The organism is Ochrobactrum sp. Q0168 (assembly GCF_016427605.1).
In the GTDB taxonomy this organism is placed as follows: Bacteria; Pseudomonadota; Alphaproteobacteria; order Rhizobiales; family Rhizobiaceae; genus Brucella.
On the sequence record NZ_JAELXQ010000013.1, the window covers coordinates 96,025 to 115,491 of the forward strand.

Consider the following 19,467-nt stretch of genomic DNA (forward strand, 5'->3'; position numbering starts at 1 on the left):
ATGGCGAGTAAACTTCGCGAAGGCAGCGGAGACGATCTCGAGCTCAATCACGAGATCAACGTAACGCCCTTCATCGACGTGATGCTGGTTCTGCTCATCATCTTCATGGTGGCGGCCCCGCTGGCGACTGTTGACGTGAAGGTTGACTTGCCGGCATCGACCGCCGCCGCTGCGCCGCGCCCCGACAAGCCGCTTTATGTGACGCTGAAGACCGATCTGAGCATCAGTGTCGGCAATGATGTCGTTGCACGCGAGCGTCTGGGCGCTGCGCTGGATGGCCTCTCGGAAAAAAACAAGGAAACGCGCGTTTTCCTGCGCGCCGATAAAACTGTCCCCTATGAAGAGCTGATGCGCATCATGAATTTGTTGCGCGAGGCTGGCTATCTCAAGATCGCGCTGGTTGGTCTTGAGACCGTTGGCGCAGCCGCTCCAGCAGCACCTGCTTCTTCCGCACCGGCACCTGCTGCACCCGGAGCGGCACAATGAATGCGCTTCCGCCCGATCATCCTCCCGTAAAGGTGGCCTCTCCCGACGTTCATCATCATTCCTTCTGGCATGATGCGGGACGTTGGATCGGCGCGGGCATAGTTGTCCTGACGGTACATGCTGCCGGTGCTTACGCGATCCAACAGCTGCGGGAAGAAGAGCAACCTTTCGGTGCCGAGGTCGCGGCCATGGTGGTCGAGCTTGCACCGGAGCCGACGGCGCCGGTCGAAGAACAGGTCGCGGAACAAGCACAACCGGAAACGGCGGAAGCACCAAAGGAAGTTGAGCCTGAGCCGGTTGTTCAGCCGGAACCGCAGCCCGAGGAACCGACCCCTCCGGAGCCGAACGTTCAGGAGAAACCGGAAGAGATCATTCCGGATGCCGTCGAGGCGGAAAAGCCGGACGTGGCCGTTCCTATGCCCTTCGAAAAGCCTGAACCCAAGCCAGAGCCGAAACCCGAACCCAAGAAGGTCGAAAAGCCGAAGCCTGAAAAGCCCAAGCCGCAAAAGGTCGAGAGGCCGAAGCCTAAGAAGGCGGAAAAGGCCGAGGAAACCCGTCAGGCCAGCGCCCCGCGCATGGATGCCGATAACGGTCCGAAGGCTGCTGCGAACCGCCGTGGGGAGAACAACGCGTCGGCTGGAGTAAACTCCGACAAGTGGGAAGCAAAGCTTTTTTCTCATCTCAACCGCAATACGCGGTACTTGCAGCGCAAGATGCGAAACGCCAAGGGCCTTGTGAGAGTCACTTTTGTTGTCGATCCTACCGGCACTGTCTTGTCGGCCCGTGTGGCGGGTTCGTCAGGTGATCCTGCGGTGGATCAACTCGCAATAGAAGCAGTGCGTCGTGCTTCGCCGGTGCCTGCTCCGCCACCAGCCCTTGCTGAGCCGCGTAAATCGATCAGCGTGCCCATTCAGTTCAAGTAAAACGGTCCGCATCTCTCGCGACAACAAAGCCGGTCTGGTTTCTCCAGTCCGGTTTTTGTTCGTCCTTTTTCGACGACGGTACAACAGCAGAAAGCAGCCGCGCTGCTATAGCCAATGGCAGCGCCGCACCGCCGCCAATTGCCACAATGGCTTAACGGTCGCGCTCGATACAACTTGTAGTTAAACTTTACTATCGAGTCGAATAAGGCTCTATTTAGCTTTTATTAAATTATTTTATGTTGATATGGGATCGACGGCATTATTATGAAAAGTAATAAGAATAAAAATCGAACGCATTTCTTCTGTCAAACAGTTGAGTGCGCGTGCATGAAGCATGTTCATTCGTAATGTCTATACATGTAAGTTTATCTGCTCTTGGACGGGAGGGCATATGGACTGCGGGATCACAATTAAAACGATTAGTTTCCCATTTTTGAAGAGAAAAGAATGGCTTCGGGAGATTATACGATCTGCTGTTCTTTTTTCACGCAATAAAGTGGGAACTGCGGCAGTAGAGTTTGCGATACTGGCGCCGGTTTTTCTGCTTCTGCTGATGGGCGTCATCGCTTTCGGGATTTATCTGGGCGCGGCCAATGCGGTGCAGCAGCTCGCTGCCGATGCAACACGCACGGCGCTTGCGGGGATAGATGCGACCGAGCGGCAGACGCTTGCCACGACTTACATCCAGAAAAACGCGGCCAAATATATGCTGATCAATCCGGCGCAGATACAGACCGCGATTGACAATGCTGCGTCGGATCCAAGCCAGTTTACAGTCACGATCAGCTATAACGCAGCCAATCTGCCGATCTGGAACCTGTTTACCGAATTGCCTCTACCCGGCAAGACGATCGTGCGCGCTTCGACAATCCGGCTCGGAGGGACATGACATGCGGGTGGGGGGCTTAGGTTTTTTAAAGGCGCGTGAGGGCAATATGGCCACGATGGCGGCCCTCATCGTGCCACTCTTTCTCGCAATTGCGGCGCTTACCATCGATTCAAGCGCGCTCTATCTGGAGCGGCGACAATTGCAGAACATGGCCGATCTGGCCGCGATCAGCGGTGCCAGCGCAATCGGCACCGCCAGTGATGCTGTCAAAAAGCAATTGCTGGCCAATGGGCTCACTCCCGTCATGATGACGGGCACGTACGACCCTTCCATCGTCAAGGGCAAGACGGACAATCTCACACGTGTCTGGGTGGAGACCGGCAATTACAAGGCCGATAAATCAGTGGATGTGGGGTCGCGTTTCGTGGCGGGCGGCACAAGTCCGGATGCTGTGCGGGTGACGCTCGCAAAGCCCGGCAACCTCTATTTCGGTCAGGCGCTGATGGATCGCCCTGCAGTTGGCGCGAGTGGTATGGCGGCCTCCCATGCGGAAGCGGCTTTTTCCATCGGTTCACGACTAGCCAGTTTGAACACGGATCAAAGTGTTCTCAATGGACTATTGGGCGGCTTGCTGGGAACAACGCTGAACCTGAGTTTGGTTGACTACAACGCTCTTGCTGCCACCGATATCAACCTGCTGGGCTTTCTCGACAAACTTGCACCGCAAGTCGGCTTGACCGCTGGGACATATGATCAGTTGTTGAATACAAACGTCTCGGTGGGCGTTCTGGCAAAGGTGATGGCTGACGTCGTGACGAACAACGCTACAGCCAAGGCAGCACTAAACGTTTTGGGCAAAAATGCAGCCGCCCTTTCAGCCAAATTGCCTGTTGGTAAGCTGTTGGGTCTTGGTTCTCTGGCGAACGCCAGCATAGGCTCTGCTGGCAATTACAGCATCACGGCCAATGTCTTGCAGATGATTTCGGCAGGCGTGATGTTGGGAGGAAAGCACCAAGCTGCGGTAGATACGGGTGCGAAAATTCCAGGTTTGTTGGACGTGTCGCTTTCTGTTACCGTGGGTGAACCTCCTCAGGGAACACCGTTCTTTGCTGTAGGCGGCGCGGGGACGCTTGTTCGCACAGCTCAGATTCGACTGAAGCTGAATGTCGACGTCAGCATCAAAACCGGGATTGGAGTAGGAGCAGGTACCTTGGCAGGACTGCACGTACCGCTCTATGTGGATGTCGCATGGGCTGAAGCCGAGCTAAGCAATGTCAGCTGTCCGACAGGGCCGGAAAGTGCAAAGGTTACGATTGCTGCGAGGCCCGGCATAGCAGGCGTGTATCTCGGCGACGCTGATTATGACCAAATGAAAAACTTCTCAAAAACGCCGGTGGTTGATAAGGCCACGATCGCCGAGGTGAACGTTCTCCTATTGTTACCCATTACGATAAAAGCGAAAATCGCATTGCCTATAGGTGATGAAACAAAGAAATCACTGACTTTCACATACAATGATATACAGAATAAAACGATAAAGACTGTTACTAACTCTACAATAACCGGCTCCATAACGAGCATGTTGTTCAAGAATGACCTGAGCTTGGAAGTGAATATAGCGGGTCTTTCCCTTTCGTTGGACGCTCTTTCCGTGCTTTTGAAAGGTCTTCTGACGCCGCTCACATCCCTGCTCGATCCGATACTAAACGGCCTGCTCGACTTGCTCGGCATCAAACTCGGTCAGGCTGATGTTCAGGTAACAGGTGTTATTTGTCAAAGAGCGGCGCTGACGCAGTAAATTCCAAACGAAAAAGCCGGGCATTTCGCCCGGCTCTTCGTTCAATCTATTTCGCTTGATCAGGCCGTGCCGGTCGAGCCGAAACCGCCAGCGCCGCGTGTGGTTTCGGTGACTTCGGCGCGTTCCTCGATTTTTGGCTGCACTACGGGAGCAAAGACGGCCTGTGCGATGCGCATGCCGCGTTCGATGCGAAAATCATCGTCACCCAGATTGACCAGCAGAACCTTCACTTCGCCGCGATAATCGGAATCGATGGTTCCCGGCGTGTTGAGGCAGGTGATGCCGTTTTTGAAGGCGAGGCCGGAGCGCGGGCGGATCTGCACTTCATAGCCTTCCGGGATTTCGAAGATCAGACCCGTCGGAACCAACGTGCGGCGTCCGGGCAGCAACACGATCTGGCGGTCTTCGGCAACGGCTGCGCGCAGGTCCATGCCTGCGGAACCGGAGGTCTCATAGGCGGGGAGTTCAAGGCCTTTCGCATGTTCGAGGCGAATGATGCCGAGCGTTGGTGCTTGAGCGGATGCTGCGGTCATGAGGGAGCCTTTCCTGCGGGGATTCAAATTGGCGACGCTCATACGTGAAAACAGATCAAAGGTGTACCGCCTATTTGGCGTTTTGCAATGATAGTACGGCACAGGATCATGCTTTTTTTCATGCATGGCCGATCTGGGGCTGCCGTCAGCGCAGATCGAGCGGCACGACGGTGGTTTCCTTGATTTCTTCCATCACGAAGGAAGCCGAAACATCCGACAGCGGAACGCTGGCGATAAGCTGCTGGTAGAGCCGGTCATAGGCCTTCACGTCAGCCACACGCGCTTTCAACACATAGTCGAGATCGCCTGTCATGCGATAGACACCAACGATTTCCGGAAACCGCGCCGTGGCGTTGCGGAACTTCGAAAGCCATTGCGGATCGTGACTGGATGTTCGTACCAGAATGAAAACGGACAGGCCGCAGCCCACCATTTCGGCGTCCACCAGCGCAACACGCGCCTTGATGATGCCCTCTTCCTCCATGCGCTTTACCCGTCGCCAACAGGCATTGCGCGACAGGTTCACACGCTCCGACAGAGAATCAACAGACAGCGTGCCGTCAATCTGCAGTTCTCCCAATATTTTGCGATCAATTTCGTCGATAGAAGCTATCATAGTGGGATATTTGTCCCAATTATATACTGATTTCAAGAATATTTTGAGATTTCATCTTCTTCATTCTTGCTAAAATGATTTTCCAGAACGGCGCTTCAGCGCTGGGCAAAAGAGAAAGAATTTCTCAATCAAACGGGAGCATTGCAATGACGACGCGTATTACCCGCATTTTCACCGAACATCCCGCCTCGGTCGATGAGACCTATTTCGAGCATATGGCCTTTGCATCGCGGTTTTCATTCAAGCTGTTCGGGGCGGCATTTGCTGCTTTGATCCATGCATTTTTGCCATTTTTGTTCGAGAAGACTGCAAGCACCATTGTCCGTCAGCTCTATGAGCGGACGCATAACAGAGGTCGCTGAGTACCGCGGTTTCCGCTTTCGGGCGACACGTTTACATCGGATCGCACATGTGCCGTTGGGCAGCCTATCTCGGACCTGAGACCTATCTGGAAGACATTATTTCGTCTCCCTGTCATTCGCTCGTGGCGCAGAGCCACGATGCGCATGAAGCCAAAACGCGCACCAATGGCGACGGTTTCGGCGTTGCCTGGTATGGGCATCGCACCGAACCGGGCCTTTATCGGGATATATTGCCCGCCTGGTCCGATCAGAATCTTGGCAGTCTGGCGCGACAAATCCGGTCGCGCCTTTTTCTTGCGCATGTGCGCGCCTCGACAGGCGGGCTGACCAGCCGTTCAAACTGTCACCCCTTTGTTTCCGGGCGCTGGAGCTTCATGCATAATGGGCAGATCGGCAGTTTCGACCGGCTGCGCCGCAGGCTCGAAGCGCATCTGAGCGATCATGTCTATGCGCAGAAGCACGGCGCAACCGATTCGGAACTGATCTTTCTGCTGATGCTGGAATTCGGCCTGGACAGTAATCCGGTTCAGGCGATGAAGCGCATGGTGGCGACGATCGTGAATGAAGCCGAAAAGGCCGATGTGCCGCCATTTCTGCGGCTGACGGCTGCCTTTTCCGATGGCAATCAGCTTTATGCGATCCGCTATGCCACCGACGCCTTTGCGCCGACGCTTTATACGGCGACACTTGGCGCATCGTCCGGAATCTGTGTTGTGTCGGAGCCGCTGGATGGCGAAGCCGCGAACTGGAGGGCCGTGCCGGCAAACAGTTTTGTCACTGTCTCCCGGCAGGGCCGCATCGCCATTGACGGTTTTGAGGGAGCGATGTCGCCGCCTTTGGACGTCAAAGCTTAAGCATTACCGATCAGAATACCTGCCGCCAGGACGAGCGCACCACCCAGCACCACTTGCAGAACCGAGCGGAAGAATGGCGTTTCCATGAAGCGGTTTTGGATGAAGGCGATGGCCCAGAGTTCAAAGAACACGATAACGACCGCCAAAGACGTAGCCGTCCAGAAATCCGTGATCAGATAGGGCAGGGCGTGGCCGAGGCCGCCGAGTGCCGTCATGATGCCGCAGGACAGGCCGCGTTTGATCGGCGATCCGCGACCCGACAGCTTGCCGTCATCATGAATGGCTTCCGTGAACCCCATCGAGATACCCGCGCCGACCGAGGCAGACAGACCGACCAGAAAAGTCTGCCAAGTATCCTGCGTGGCAAAGGCGGCAGCGAAGATCGGCGCAAGGGTGGAGACCGAACCGTCCATCAGGCCCGCAAGGCCGGGCTGGACATAGGTGAGGATGAACTGCTTGCGCTCCAGCGCGCGTTCCTCGTCCTGCACGGTTTCGGGCGTCAGCTCCTGTTCCAGCGATTCGGCTTTGACCTCGTGCTGCTTTTCCTGAAGCGCCAGATCGCCCAGAAGCTTGCGCGTGGCCGCATCGGTGACGCGCTTCGCCGCCTCGACATAGAAGCGATAGGCCTGATCTTCCATTTCAGACGCCGCGTCGCGCACCTTGTCGATGCCGAGCGGTCGCACCAGCCAGTCGGGCTTGCGGTCGTAATAGCCGCTGACATGCTCGCGGCGAATGAGCGGAATATGGTCGCCGAAACGCGCCCGGTGCCGTTCGATCAGCGCATCGCGGTGCCCGTGCTCTTCTTCCGCCATCTGTTCGAAAATCTTGGCCGATTGCGGAAATTCTTCACGCAGGCCATCGGCATAAGCGAGATAGATGCGGGCATCGTCCTCTTCTGAGGAGATGGCTAGCGCCAGTATTTCCTGTTCGGAAAGCGAATCGAACGGGCGACGACCGTTGCGGAAAAATCGACTCAGCATGTTAAAATCCATCAGTTTAGAATTATTCTAAAGTTATAATGAGTCAGCTAAAAGTCAAGTCTTGCGATGCGGGCCTGTTTGGCGCATTACATTTCGGCCCCGGTAAAACGGGGTTTTGCAAAGCAATGGCATGACGAACAAGCCGAAAAAGAACAGGATCGATGGCATCGATGAACACGCACGCGCAAGGCATTAGCCCCCGTCCGCTCCATGGACAGGATTTCCGCACCCTTGGCCTTTCGGCCCTCGGCGGCGCGCTGGAGTTTTATGATTTCATCATCTTCGTGTTTTTTGCCAGCGTCATCGGGCATCTGTTCTTTCCGCCCGACATGCCGGACTGGCTGGTCATGATCCAGACTTTCGGCATTTTCGCAGCCGGTTATCTGGTGCGCCCCATTGGCGGTATCGTGCTGGCGCATTTCGGCGACAAGTTCGGGCGCAAGCGGGTCTTCGCCTTTTCGGTGTTCCTGATGTCGGTCTCGACATTGGCCATGGCCTGCTTGCCCACCTATGCGACGCTTGGCGTTGGCGCGCCGATCCTGCTCATCGTGTTTCGCATGTTGCAAGGCGCGGCCATTGGCGGCGAGGTTCCCGGCGCCTGGACTTTTGTGGCGGAACATGTGCCCGCCAATCGGGTCGGCATGGCCTGCGGCTTCCTCTGTTCCGGTCTGACGCTCGGCATCATGATCGGTTCGCTGATCGCAACGGCGATCAACTGGATTTTCACCCCGGAAGAGCTTGCCGCCTATGCATGGCGCATCCCCTTCTTCATTGGCGGTATTTTTGGCCTGCTCGCTGTGTATCTGCGGCGCTGGCTGGCGGAGACGCCGATCTTTACCGAAATGAAGAACAGCCATCTGCTGAAAGACAAGCTGCCGCTGAAGACCGTGCTGCGCGAGCATATGCACGGCGTCATCATTTCCGTGCTTTTGACCTGGATATTGTCTGCCGGTATCGTCGTGACCACGCTGATGACGGCCACCTTCCTGCAAAAGCTCTATGGTTACAGCCCGTTGCAATCGCTTGCTGCGACCAGCTTTGGCACGCTTTTCCTGATGTTTGGCACGGTGACTGCGGGATCAATTGTCGATCGTATCGGCAGCGGTCGCTTCTTCGCGGTGGCCGGTGTGTTCTTCGGCATTGCCACCTTCGTTTTCTACAGCTTTGCCGGCACCTCGCTGCCGGTGCTTTTTGCGCTCTACGCGGTCATGGGACTTTCCGTCGGCATGGTTGGCGCGGTACCCTATGTCATGGTGCGCGCCTTCCCAGCCCCGGTGCGGTTTTCGGGTCTGTCGTTCTCCTATAACCTTTCCTATGCGGTGTTTGGCGGCCTGACGCCGGTGATCGTGACGACGATGCTGGCGGTCAATCCGATGGCGCATGCCTGGTATCTGGTGTTCATCGCGGTGCTGACCAGCGGTCTCGGCCTCTATCTCATGGCGCGCAGCGACCGGGTGGAAGGAGCCATCGGTCTTGATGATCTGTCGGTGGCAAATGTCGCTCGACTGAAGATCACAGAATCTTCTGCATGAAGGTCAGATCGAGCCAGCGGCCGAATTTCTGACCGACCTGTTTCAAGGTGCCGCAATCCTCAAAGCCCTGCGATTTATGCAGCGCGATGGACGCGGCATTGCCCGCTTCGATGCCCGCCACCAGCACATGCACCTTGCGGCGGCGCGCTTCTTCGACGAGCTCGGCCAGCAAGGCGCGACCGATGCCGCCGCCGCGCGCATCGCTTGCGACATAGACCGACAGTTCGGACGAATGGCGAAAGCCTTCGAAGGGCCGGAACGGGCCATAGCTGGCATAACCGACGACTTTGCCTTCGCGCTCGGCCACCAGCACCGGAAACCCGTCGCGTTTGCGGCCTTCCAGCCACAGGCGGCGGTTTTCCAGATCGACGAGCGTTTCATTCCAGATGGCGAGGGTGTTTTCGACCGCATCATTATAGATGGCAAGCAGCGTCGGGAGATCGGCTGCCGTCGCATGGCGGATGGAAAGGGTCATTTCAGATGCCTTTGTAGAAGAGCGTGGTGGCGCAGGGACTGCCATCGGGAAAGAGCGCGTAATTCGGGATCACGCCGACGGCCTGCCAATTCAGATGGGTATAGATCGCTTCGGCGGGGCTGCCGGTGGCGGTGTCGAGGCAGATCAGTGTTTTACCTCGGCTGCGGGCTTGGGTTTCCGCTTCATCCATCAGCTTGCGCGCGAGGCCAAGTCCGCGCGCCTTGCGGTGGACGAGCAGCTTTTTCAGGTCGGCGCGATGCGGCTGATTGGGCATTTGCGCGAGGCCAAGCTGAACCGTGCCGACGATTTCGCCTTCATGTTCGGCAACGATGAGCAGCGTGTCGCCGCTCTCGGTCTCGCCGGCGATGCGGGTCCAGTAAGGCGTGAAATCCTGCGGCTCACACGGGGCCATGAAGCCCACCGATGCGCCACCCATGACGCAGTCGGCCAGAATTTCGGCGAGCGCGGGGACAGCTCGTTTTGCTTCTTCCGCATTGAGAACGTGAATCATCGGACGGTCTTTCAAAGGCTGCCGCGGCGTTCGAGCACGATGGCGTAGCGTGCAAGGGAAGAGCCGGGATTGTAAAAGGTGATGCCAGCCATGATGGGCATATAAAGGCAGTCGCCGGGCTTGAGGCTATAATGCGTGTCGCCCACGGTCATTTCCATCTCACCGGCAAAGAGCCACATATGCTGGGTGATACCGGCATTGGCGGTCTGCGGCGCAAAGGACACTTTCGCACCAGCGGGAAACTCGACCTCGATCATGTCGACATTCGAGCCTGTACCGGGTGGGGAGACCGACCGGCGCAGATAGCCAGTGTCTGGGTCGCGCCAGACGGGCTGGCGCTCATTGGGAAGGTAGGGCGATGGCGGCGCTTCCGCATCGCCAAAAAAGGCTGAAAGCGAAGTGCCGAGCGCCGCGCAAACGCGCGCCAGAAGCTGTGCGGTCGGGCTTGTCTCGCCGCGCTCGATCCGCGAGATCATTGCGCGGCTGACCCCGGAAACATCGCCCAGCGCATCCAGCGTCATGCCTTGCGCCAGACGCAGACGGCGCAGGTTCTCGCCAATGGCATTGTCGAGCTGTTCGATTGCGTTTTCCATTATGATAGAAATAATATCTATTATAATGGAGTCAAGCGATTTCGCAGACGAAAACGGCGGGATTTCTCCCGCCGCATTCAATCTGTTTTACGATCAAAGCCCGAGGCTTTGGCAATGACCTCACTCCCTCATCCTGAGCCGGTGCGAAGGCATCGGGTCGAAGGGCGAGGGCGAGCGCTTGGTTTTTACCCTTGCGCCTTCAGTTCCAAGCGGCGGCGATGCAGGACCGGCTCGGTATAACCGTTCGGCTGTTCGCGACCCTTGAAGACGAGGTCGCAGGCAGCCTGAAAGGCGATGGACTTGTCGAAGTCGGCAGCCATCGGGCGATAGAGCGGGTCGTCTTCATTCTGCTTGTCCACGACAGCGGCCATGCGCTTCATGGTTTCCATGACCTGCGCTTCCGTGACAACGCCATGGTAGAGCCAGTTGGCGATGTGCTGGGCGGAAATCCGCAGCGTCGCGCGGTCTTCCATCAGGCCGACATTGTTGATGTCCGGCACCTTCGAGCAACCGACGCCCTGATCAACCCAGCGCACGACATAGCCCAGAATGCCCTGTGCGTTATTGTCGATTTCCTTCTGGATGTCTTCCGGCGTCCAGTTCGGACGGCTGGCGACCGGCACCGACAGAATGTCGTCGAGCTTGGCGCGCGGGCGGCTCTTGAGCTTTTCCTGAACGGCGGCGACATCTATTCTGTGGTAATGGGTGGCGTGCAGCGTGGCGGCGGTCGGCGACGGCACCCATGCGGTGTTCGCGCCTGCCTTCGGATGGGCGATCTTCTGCTCCAGCATTGCCGCCATCAGGTCGGGCATGGCCCACATGCCCTTGCCGATCTGCGCGTGGCCGGAAAGGCCGCATTCGAGACCGATATCGACGTTCCACTGTTCATAAGCGCCAATCCATGCGGCCTGCTTCATGTCGCCCTTGCGGATCATCGGACCAGCTTCCATCGAGGTATGGATCTCGTCGCCGGTGCGGTCGAGGAAGCCGGTATTGATGAACACGACACGGTCCTTGGCGGCGCGGATCGATTCCTTGAGATTGATCGTCGTGCGGCGTTCCTCGTCCATCACGCCCATCTTGAGCGTATTGGGTTTCATGCCGAGCAGTTCTTCGGTGCGGGTGAAGAGCTCGTTGGCGAAAGCCACCTCTTCCGGGCCGTGCATCTTCGGCTTGACGATATAAACCGAGCCCTCGCGCGAGTTCATGTGACGGCCATTCGGGCCGATATCGTGCAGGGCGATCAGGCTGGTGAAGGCCGCATCCATGATGCCTTCCGGCACTTCATTGCCGTCGGCGTCAAGAATGGCCGGATTGGTCATCAGGTGGCCGACATTGCGAACCAGCATCAGCGAGCGGCCCTTGAGCGTCAGCTCGGAGCCATCGGCGGCGCGATAGCTGCGGTCGCCATTGAGGCGGCGCGTCATCTGCTTGCCGTTCTTTTCGAACGTGTCTTCCAGCTTGCCGTTCATCAGGCCGAGCCAGTTGCGGTAGACCGCAACCTTGTCCTCGGCATCGACAGCGGCAATTGAATCTTCGCAATCCTGAATCGTGCTGATGGCCGATTCCAGAACCATGTCGGCAATATGCGCCGGATCCGTCTTGCCAATCGGATGATCGGCATTGATGACGATATCGACATGCATGTTGTGCTTGGCCAGCAGAACATTGGTCGGGCTGGCGGCGTCGCCATTATAGCCCCTGAACTGGCTGGCATCTTTCAGGGTTGTGGCGGAACCGTTCGTCAGCTTGATGTCGAGCTTGCCATCCTTGACGGAAAGGCCAGCGACTTCGGCCCATTTGCCCGACGCAAGCGGCGCGCTTTCATCGAGGAAATTCTTCGCCCAGGCGATAACCTTCTCGCCGCGCTTCGGATTATAGCCCTTGCCCTTTTCCGCGCCATCGGCGTCGGAAATCGCATCGGTGCCGTAAAGCGCATCATAGAGCGAGCCCCAACGCGCATTGGCGGCGTTAAGCGCATAGCGCGCATTCATGACCGGCACGACGAGCTGCGGACCGGCAATATGGGTGATTTCCGGATCGACATTGGCGGTCGAAACGGTAAAGGCGCCGCCTTCCGGCAGGAGGTAGCCGATATCCTTCAGGAACTGCTGGTAATCCGCCTGGCTGTAGCCCTTGTCGCGGTTTTCCTTGTACCAGCTGTCGATCTTCGCCTGCATGTCGTCGCGCTTCTTCAAAAGCGCGCGGTTCTTCGGGGCAAGATCGCGAACGATGGCGGCGAAGCCTTTCCAGAACGTGTCCGGGTCCACACCGGTGCCGGGCGCGGCCTCTTTGGCCAGAAACTCCACGAGTTCCGGGGCAACACGCAAACCTTCGATTTCGACGTAATTGCTCATGGCTTGGCCTCCTTCAGAATATACACAACCACCGCCAGCGCTTTTAACGCCAGCTATCCTGTTGCCTTTGAACCGCTTTGGCGCGCTTTCGTCAATCGACGCGGCGGCACATCATCTGTGACGCTGGGGAGAAAATAAATCACAACTTCAAAGTGTGTTTTATTTGCTCCGGTGTCCATCCCTGTTCGCGCAGCGATGCAAGTGCCGTATCCTTGCGGCTTTTCGACAGTTTCAGCCCGTCGTCACCTAGCACCAGATCATGGTGATGATAATGCGGTTCCGGCAGGTCGAGGAGCTTTTGCAGAAGACGATGCACGGCGGTCGCGTGGAAAAGATCCCTGCCGCGCACGACATGGGTAACGCCTTGCAGCGCGTCGTCCACCACTACGGAGAGATGATAGCTGGTCGGCGTGTCCTTGCGCGCGATGATCACATCACCCCATCGGGCGGGATCGGCGGCGATACGCCCCGTTTCGCTATCCGGGCCGGCGCCGCTTTCTTCCCAAAACACTGGCCCGCCCGCAGCCGCCAGAGCTTTATCCATGTCGAGACGCCAGGCATAGGCGACGCCCGACACGATCCGTTCCATGCGCTCCTTTTCGGAGAGATTTCGCTCGCCGCCCGGATAAAGCGGCGTTCCGTCCGGGTCCGATGGCCAGACCTTGCCCTTGGCATGGGCCTCGCCAATCCGTTCGCGCACTTCGCCCCGGCTGAGAAACGCCGGATAGACAAGGCCCTTGTCGGCAAGCTTTGTCAGCGCATTGCGATATTCGCCGAAATGTTCGGACTGACGGCGCACGGGCTTTTCCCATGAAAGGCCAAGCCAGTGCAGATCGTCGTAGATGCCCTGTTCCAGCGCCGGCGTGCAGCGCGCCGTGTCGATATCTTCCATGCGTAATAGAAAACGACCCTCGCTTTCGTTCGCCATGCGTGCGTTGAGAAGGGCTGAATAGGCATGGCCAAGGTGCAGTTGGCCATTGGGGCTGGGGGCGAAGCGAAAGACAGGTCTGGTCATGATTGTGGCAGTTGCCGGTTCTTATTGATTGTCATTTAAATGCATTGGTACTTTGTCGGCGTTTGAAATGAAAGGCCACACCATGCAGCGGATCGATACACTGGACGATATAGAGGCTGGCCTTGAAGCGCTGGTTCTGGCCGATATGCGACTGGCCGATATTCGCAGCCGCGCCCATGCAGTTCCGCTGCGCCGCTCACCGCCCGGCTTTGAAAGTCTGGCTTCGATTATCGTGGCGCAGCAGGTTTCAACCGCAAGCGCTGCAGCCATTTGGGCGCGGTTGAGAGAGGCGATCGATCCGCTGACGCCGCAAGCCTATATCGATGGCGGCGAGGAGGCGTGGCGGTTCGCCGGGCTGTCGCGGCCCAAGCAAAGGACGCTTCTGGCCGTCTCGCAGGCGCTGGTGGATGACGGGCTCGATCTGCACGGGCTCTGCGATCTGCCCGCGGAGGAAGCGATAGAAGCGCTCACCGCGATAAAGGGCATCGGGCCATGGACGGCGGAGGTCTATCTGCTGTTTGCCGCCGGTCATCCGGATGTGTTTCCGGCGGGCGATGTGGCGCTGCAAGCAGCCGTCGGTCATGCCTTTGCCCATCAAATGCGCCCGGACGCTAAAGCGTTGCGGCTTCTGGCGGAAGATTGGGCACCCTGGCGCGGCGTGGCGGCGCGATTGTTCTGGGCCTATTACGCAGCAATCAAGGGGCGTGAAGCGGCCCCACTTTTGTAGATGCTTCTGTAAATGTTGCGTGTTTCCGGTGGCACAAATGCGTTTCCGCTTCACAATCCTGTCACGTCGGGCTTACATTATCCCCATCAGCTGATGACGGTATTTCGATTCGCAGAAGCTTGATTTTCTGCTGATTGCAGTCCGTCTTCGCGGTCTTGGAGCGTCGTTGTTGCGCCCACAATGGACGCGCGGCGCTCCGATAAAGAGCGCAATTCCGCATGGAAAGTCGTTTCGCCCTTTCTCGGAGTTGCTCTGAAGGAGGTGCGTGCTTGACCATTGCAGTCTCACCCCGGACCGTCTCGACGAGTGGCTTGCCCGCTCTGGTCCTCAATGCGGATTATCGTCCGCTCAGCTATTATCCCTTGTCGCTCTGGTCATGGCAGGATGCGATCAAGGCGGTCTTTCTCGAACGCGTCAATATCGTCGCAGAATACGATCAGATCGTTTCCTCGCCGTCATTCTCCATGCGCGTACCAAGCGTGATCTGCCTGAAGGATTATGTGAAGCCGCCGCGCTATCCGGCGTTTACGCGCTTCAATCTCTTTCTGCGTGATCGGTTCGAGTGCCAGTATTGCGGCTCGCCGCATGATCTGACCTTCGACCACGTTACCCCGCGTTGCCATGGCGGCGAGACGACGTGGGAAAATGTGGTCGCCGCCTGTTCACCATGCAATCTGCGCAAGGGCGGTCTCATGCCTGCGGCTGCGCATATGTGGCCGCGCCAGAAGCCGGTCATGCCGACCGTGCAGGATCTGCACAATAATGGTCGTCTTTTCCCGCCCAACCATCTGCACGATAGCTGGCTCGATTTTCTCTATTGGGATGTCGAACTGGAGCCTTAGCCCCCTCAGAATCTTCCCTATTTCCCACTCTTCGCAAAAGCGCCGTAGTAGCCGATGGCTGCAAAGAACAGGCTTGCGACGATATTCCATCCGGCAAAGGACAGGCCAAGGAAAAAGCCGGGTGCGCTGTCGCATGCAGGCGGATGCGTGTTGAGGTCGCTCAGAAGGTTGCCCGCATCCAGCGTTACTTTCATGGTCGCCGCGCTGCAATCGGTCGGGCCGGGCCAGTATTTCAGCTCAACGCCCGTATGATAGACGGCCAGCGCCAGACCATAGGTCATCAAAAGCGCGCCGATCAGGATCAGGCCGCGCGTCAGGATCGGCGGCCACTTCAATCCATAGGAAAGCCAGGCTGCGGCCAGAACCGGGGCGCCAATATAATAGGGCGTGCGCTCTTCAAGGCAGAGCTTGCATGGCATGAAGCCCGCAAGATGCTCGAAGCCGAGGGCAGTGCCGACGGTTGCGGCGAGACCGAGGGTCATGATGCCTGCGGTCCAAGCCTGAACCTTGCCGACCGGATGATTAAGTGCAAATGCCATATGAAAATTCCTGACGCGGCTCTTTATGTGCAGCTAAACTAAGATAGAGACTTGTTTCCAAGCAATTTATTTTGACCGGCGTGAGGCAGCCGGATCAGGCGTGAAGATATTTCACAGCAAAAAACAGGGCAATCAGTAAGACTGCCACGGCGCTGGCAATCAGGCCAAGACGCTTTTCGATGAAATGGCGGATCGGCTCGCCATAGCGGCGCAGCAACCAGGCCAGGAAATAGAAGCGCGCACCGCGTGCAACAATGGCCGATGCGATGAAAAGCCAGATATTGACGCCAGCCGCACCCGACAGGATCGTTACCACCTTGATCGGCGGCAGATGGGCGAGGCCTGACGTGATCAGCATCAGCAAAATAGCGTCGGCGCTGGTCGTGCCGCGCAGATGCTCGAACGTGTCGAGCTTGCCATACATTTCCAGCACCGGCTTGGCGATCTGTTCATAGGCATGATAGCCGAGATACCAGCCCGCAATACCGCCCAGCACGGATGAAACAGTGGCGATGAAGGCATAGCGCCAGGCGCGTTCCGGACGGGCCAGCGCCATCGGCAGAAACAGAACGTCCGCCGGAACGAGGAAAACCGAACTTTCCACGAAGGCGATAATCGCCAGCCACCATTCGGCTGATTTTCTGGCGGCAAGTGAGATCGTCCAGTCGTAAAGGCGGCGCAGCATGGATTGTCCGGATAATGTGCGGCGGATAGCCGTCGTTGCGGTTGCACCGTCTATAAATAAAAAAGACGGCGCGAACAATGCGCGCCGTCTCATTCATTACATTGCAACAATCAGCGCTTGTAGGCGCTGCAGATGTATTTGGTTTCGAGATATTCCTCGATTCCGTATTTAGAGCCCTCGCGGCCAAGGCCGGACTGCTTGACGCCGCCGAACGGCGCGACCTCATTGGAGATCAGGCCGGTATTATGACCGACCATGCCATATTCGAGGCCTTCGCTGACGCGGATCGCACGGCTGAAGTTCTCTGTATAGAAGTAAGCAGCAAGACCGAAGATCGTATCATTGGCCATGGCAAGCACTTCTTCTTCCGTGTCGAAGGCGAAGAGTGGCGCCAGCGGGCCAAAAGTTTCTTCCTGGGCAACGGCCATGTCCGAGGTCACACCGGTCAAAACGCCCGGTTCGAAGAACAGGCCGCCCAGCTCCTTGCCGCCGGTGATGAGCTTTGCGCCTTTGGAAACGGCATCTTCAATATGCGCCTTGACCTTGGTGATTGCCTTTTCCTCGATCATCGGGCCGATGACGACGCCGGGTTCGGTGCCGTTGCCGACCTTCAGCGCCTTGACCTTTTCAGCGAGCTTTTCGGCAAACTTGTCATAAATACCGCGCTGAACATAAATGCGGTTGGCGCAAACGCAGGTCTGACCGGCGTTGCGATATTTGGAAATCATCGCGCCTTCCACGGCGGCGTCGAGATCGGCGTCGTCAAAGACGATGAACGGCGCATTGCCGCCGAGTTCCAGCGATACTCTTTTGATCGTCGGTGCGCACTGCGCCATCAGCAGGCGGCCCACTTCCGTGGAGCCGGTGAAGGAGAGCTTGCGCACACTGTCATTGCTGGTGAGTTCAGCGCCGATTTCGCGCGCCTTGCCGGTCACGATCTGCAACACACCGGCGGGAATACCAGCCTTCTCGGCCAGAACGCCAAGCGCCAGAGCCGTTAACGGGGTCAGATCAGCGGGGCGCACGATCATTGTGCAGCCAGCGGCCAGCGCCGGTGCGGCCTTGCGGGTGATCATGGCGGCGGGGAAGTTCCACGGCGTGATCGCGGCGGTGACGCCAACCGGCTGGCGGATCACCGTCAGGCGCTGCCCGGCCTGCGGGGCAGGGATGGTGTCGCCATAAACACGCTTTGCTTCTTCCGCGAACCATTCAATGAAAGACGCAGCATAAAGCACTTCACCGCGCGCTTCGGCGAGGGGCTTTCCCTGTTCCGATGTCATGATTAGCGCAATGTCATCGGCATTGGCGACGATAAGGTCGAACCATTTGCGCAAAATGCCCGCGCGCTCCTTGGCGGTCTTCGCGGCCCAGGCGGGAAGCGCCTTGGCGGAGGCGTCGATAACCTCCTTGATCGTGTCCACCGACAGCGACGGAACCGTGCCAACCACGGAGCCGTCAGCAGGGTTGGTCACATTGATGCTCTTGCCGTCAGCCGCATCGATCCAGCGACCGTCGACCAGGCATTTCGATTGCAGCAGCGAAGGGTCTTTCAAGGTGATCATGTCTGATGTTCCGTCCCAGTCTTGCATTGATCGATTGTTCAGCATATTGAACAGTCTTCGATATATTGAATTAAACAGATCGTGGCGGCTAAAGTCAATCGCTCAGCCGGTGATCTGTTGGGCAGATGGCGAGCAAGCATAGGATTGAAACGATGACTGACGAGGCAAGTTCCCTGAAACTGGTCCCGGCGGTGATGCGCGCCGCACAAATACTCGATCTCGTCGCCAAGGCTGGTGACGGGAAGGGCGGTGCATTGAAACTATCCGATATTGCGCGTCAGGCCGGGCTGCCCAAAAGCAGTGTGCACGGGCTTTGCCAGACATTGGTTCATCTGAAGCTTCTCAAATTCAACAATGACGGCAGTTTTTCCATGGGGCCGCAGTCGGTCCGCTGGGCCAATGTCTTTCTGGCGGGTAGCGATATTGTCGAAGTGTTTCATGAGGCGGTCGCGCAGGCAGAAGGGCTTGGCGCCTATACGCTGACGCTTTCCCATCTCGATGGTCCGGATGTCATCTATCTATCCTGCCGCAATTCCTCTGCGCCACTGGGAATAACCTTCCGCATCGGCATGCGCGTTCCTGCGGTATTTACGGCAACCGGCAAGGCCATGCTCGCGGCCATGCCAGCGGAGGAGCGGGCGCTTCATCTTCCCGAGCCTTGGCCGGAACTCGCCACACCGGCGAGCGTCGCTTCACTGAAAGCCCTTGAGATCGAGATGGCAGGTATAAGAGAGAAGGGCTATTCGCTTGATGACGGCCAGCTGCGCGAAGGCATGTTCTGCATTGGCGCGGCGATCTTTGAACAGTCGAACCGCCCAAGTGCCGGGATTGCGCTTTCCATGATGGCGGCCGAGGCTCGTCCGGAAGTGATCGAGGAGATTGGCCAACGGATGCGGGCGCTCGCCGATGATGTCACTGAGCGAATGGGCTGGGCTTCAGCATCAGAATCACCTGTTCAAATTGGTGAATAGGAGGTAAATTCTCTTCTTTCTGGCTGTGGAAAAGAAAACTGCATTTTTGTTGGAATGCGTGTTGACAGTTTGGATTAGTCCGCCCTATATAGCGCCACAACGAGGGCGGCGACGCTGCTAGCGGCAGGTTGGTTCGTCCTTGAGTTCTGATGAAAGTGGTTGACGAGAAGTTGGCTGATGAGTAGTTGGGGCGGCTGGAGCTGGATGGAAATCTGGTTTTGGATTTGAGGAAGTTACGGTTGATAAGATTGTGATTTTCTTGAAAAAAACGGGTTGA

21 protein-coding genes are annotated in these 19,467 nt (G+C 57.5%); 10 read left to right on the forward strand and 11 right to left on the reverse strand.

The window, feature by feature from the left end; all coding sequences use genetic code 11:
- From exbD to JAU75_RS18595, 4 genes are all read left to right on the forward strand, one after another.
- Entirely contained in the window at nucleotides 1-486 is a 486-nt protein-coding gene (exbD, locus tag JAU75_RS18580) for a TonB system transport protein ExbD (protein WP_199057945.1), read from the forward strand.
- Complete coding sequence (locus JAU75_RS18585) at nucleotides 483-1,409, forward strand: TonB family protein (RefSeq protein ID WP_199057946.1); 927 nt, start codon at nucleotides 483-485, stop codon at nucleotides 1,407-1,409. The genes exbD and JAU75_RS18585 overlap by 4 nt, the downstream gene beginning before the upstream one ends.
- Before the next feature lie 496 nt (nucleotides 1,410-1,905).
- Entirely contained in the window at nucleotides 1,906-2,298 is a 393-nt protein-coding gene (locus tag JAU75_RS18590; RefSeq protein ID WP_371836206.1) for a TadE family protein, read from the forward strand.
- A gap of 46 nt (nucleotides 2,299-2,344) precedes the next feature.
- Nucleotides 2,345-4,036, forward strand: a complete 1,692-nt coding sequence (locus JAU75_RS18595) for a pilus assembly protein TadG-related protein (RefSeq protein WP_247880539.1) — start codon at nucleotides 2,345-2,347, stop codon at nucleotides 4,034-4,036.
- A gap of 59 nt (nucleotides 4,037-4,095) precedes the next feature.
- Here the strand turns inward: JAU75_RS18595 and dut are convergent, their stop codons facing one another.
- Both dut and JAU75_RS18605 read right to left on the reverse strand, forming a co-directional pair.
- Nucleotides 4,096-4,569, reverse strand: coding sequence for a dUTP diphosphatase (dut, locus tag JAU75_RS18600; protein ID WP_199057948.1), 474 nt, complete (start codon nucleotides 4,567-4,569; stop codon nucleotides 4,096-4,098).
- A 145-nt stretch (nucleotides 4,570-4,714) separates the two neighbouring features.
- On the reverse strand, nucleotides 4,715-5,185 hold the full coding sequence (locus JAU75_RS18605; protein WP_199057949.1) for an Lrp/AsnC family transcriptional regulator: 471 nt from the start codon (nucleotides 5,183-5,185) through the stop codon (nucleotides 4,715-4,717).
- A 146-nt stretch (nucleotides 5,186-5,331) separates the two neighbouring features.
- Between JAU75_RS18605 and JAU75_RS18610 the strand changes: the two genes are divergently transcribed.
- Both JAU75_RS18610 and JAU75_RS18615 read left to right on the forward strand, forming a co-directional pair.
- A complete protein-coding gene (locus JAU75_RS18610; protein ID WP_109369714.1) occupies nucleotides 5,332-5,547 on the forward strand; it encodes a DUF6356 family protein in 216 nt (71 codons plus the stop codon).
- Between the two features lie 47 nt (nucleotides 5,548-5,594).
- Nucleotides 5,595-6,401 carry a class II glutamine amidotransferase gene (locus tag JAU75_RS18615; protein WP_199057950.1) on the forward strand — a complete coding sequence of 269 codons (807 nt, stop codon included), beginning with the start codon at nucleotides 5,595-5,597 and terminating at the stop codon, nucleotides 6,399-6,401.
- On the opposite strand, the gene mbfA is transcribed toward JAU75_RS18615, so the two are convergent.
- On the reverse strand, nucleotides 6,398-7,381 hold the full coding sequence (gene mbfA / locus JAU75_RS18620) for an iron exporter MbfA (RefSeq protein ID WP_199057951.1): 984 nt from the start codon (nucleotides 7,379-7,381) through the stop codon (nucleotides 6,398-6,400). The genes JAU75_RS18615 and mbfA overlap by 4 nt on opposite strands.
- A 161-nt stretch (nucleotides 7,382-7,542) precedes the next feature.
- Between mbfA and JAU75_RS18625 the strand changes: the two genes are divergently transcribed.
- A complete protein-coding gene (locus JAU75_RS18625; RefSeq protein ID WP_199057952.1) occupies nucleotides 7,543-8,913 on the forward strand; it encodes an MFS transporter in 1,371 nt (456 codons plus the stop codon).
- Here the strand turns inward: JAU75_RS18625 and JAU75_RS18630 are convergent.
- The 5 genes from JAU75_RS18630 to gluQRS all read right to left on the reverse strand — a co-directional run bounded on the left by JAU75_RS18630 (nucleotide 8,894) and on the right by gluQRS (nucleotide 13,864).
- Nucleotides 8,894-9,388 (reverse strand): GNAT family N-acetyltransferase, encoded by a 495-nt coding sequence (locus JAU75_RS18630; protein WP_199057953.1) that lies wholly within the window; start codon nucleotides 9,386-9,388, stop codon nucleotides 8,894-8,896. The two genes, JAU75_RS18625 and JAU75_RS18630, sit on opposite strands and share 20 nt — an antisense overlap.
- Nucleotide 9,389: 1 nt before the next feature.
- Nucleotides 9,390-9,899 carry a GNAT family N-acetyltransferase gene (locus JAU75_RS18635; RefSeq protein WP_199057954.1) on the reverse strand — a complete coding sequence of 170 codons (510 nt, stop codon included), beginning with the start codon at nucleotides 9,897-9,899 and terminating at the stop codon, nucleotides 9,390-9,392.
- Nucleotides 9,900-9,910: 11 nt separating this feature from the next.
- Complete coding sequence (locus tag JAU75_RS18640) at nucleotides 9,911-10,492, reverse strand: XRE family transcriptional regulator (protein WP_199057955.1); 582 nt, start codon at nucleotides 10,490-10,492, stop codon at nucleotides 9,911-9,913.
- 185 nt (nucleotides 10,493-10,677) lie between these two features.
- On the reverse strand, nucleotides 10,678-12,849 hold the full coding sequence (locus tag JAU75_RS18645) for a malate synthase G (RefSeq protein WP_199057956.1): 2,172 nt from the start codon (nucleotides 12,847-12,849) through the stop codon (nucleotides 10,678-10,680).
- Between the two features lie 139 nt (nucleotides 12,850-12,988).
- Nucleotides 12,989-13,864, reverse strand: a complete 876-nt coding sequence (gene gluQRS / locus JAU75_RS18650) for a tRNA glutamyl-Q(34) synthetase GluQRS (RefSeq protein WP_199057957.1) — start codon at nucleotides 13,862-13,864, stop codon at nucleotides 12,989-12,991.
- Between the two features lie 82 nt (nucleotides 13,865-13,946).
- On the opposite strand from gluQRS, the gene JAU75_RS18655 reads away from it, so the two are divergent.
- The gene (locus tag JAU75_RS18655; protein WP_199057968.1) at nucleotides 13,947-14,591 is read left to right on the forward strand and encodes a DNA-3-methyladenine glycosylase; all 645 of its coding nucleotides are present in this window, start codon (nucleotides 13,947-13,949) and stop codon (nucleotides 14,589-14,591) included.
- Between the two features lie 269 nt (nucleotides 14,592-14,860).
- Nucleotides 14,861-15,433: an HNH endonuclease gene (locus JAU75_RS18660; RefSeq protein ID WP_078339434.1), complete on the forward strand. Its 573-nt coding sequence runs from the start codon at nucleotides 14,861-14,863 to the stop codon at nucleotides 15,431-15,433.
- A gap of 17 nt (nucleotides 15,434-15,450) precedes the next feature.
- On the opposite strand, the gene JAU75_RS18665 is transcribed toward JAU75_RS18660, so the two are convergent.
- From JAU75_RS18665 to JAU75_RS18675, 3 genes are all read right to left on the reverse strand, one after another.
- Nucleotides 15,451-15,972 carry a disulfide bond formation protein B gene (locus JAU75_RS18665; RefSeq protein ID WP_199057958.1) on the reverse strand — a complete coding sequence of 174 codons (522 nt, stop codon included), beginning with the start codon at nucleotides 15,970-15,972 and terminating at the stop codon, nucleotides 15,451-15,453.
- A gap of 94 nt (nucleotides 15,973-16,066) precedes the next feature.
- Nucleotides 16,067-16,657 carry a YqaA family protein gene (locus JAU75_RS18670; protein WP_199057959.1) on the reverse strand — a complete coding sequence of 197 codons (591 nt, stop codon included), beginning with the start codon at nucleotides 16,655-16,657 and terminating at the stop codon, nucleotides 16,067-16,069.
- Between the two features lie 110 nt (nucleotides 16,658-16,767).
- Complete coding sequence (locus JAU75_RS18675) at nucleotides 16,768-18,219, reverse strand: NAD-dependent succinate-semialdehyde dehydrogenase (RefSeq protein ID WP_199057960.1); 1,452 nt, start codon at nucleotides 18,217-18,219, stop codon at nucleotides 16,768-16,770.
- A 152-nt stretch (nucleotides 18,220-18,371) separates the two neighbouring features.
- Here JAU75_RS18675 and JAU75_RS18680 point away from each other — a divergent pair, with 152 nt between their 5' ends.
- Nucleotides 18,372-19,190: an IclR family transcriptional regulator gene (locus JAU75_RS18680; protein ID WP_199057961.1), complete on the forward strand. Its 819-nt coding sequence runs from the start codon at nucleotides 18,372-18,374 to the stop codon at nucleotides 19,188-19,190.
- The last annotated feature ends 277 nt before the right edge of the window (nucleotides 19,191-19,467 follow it).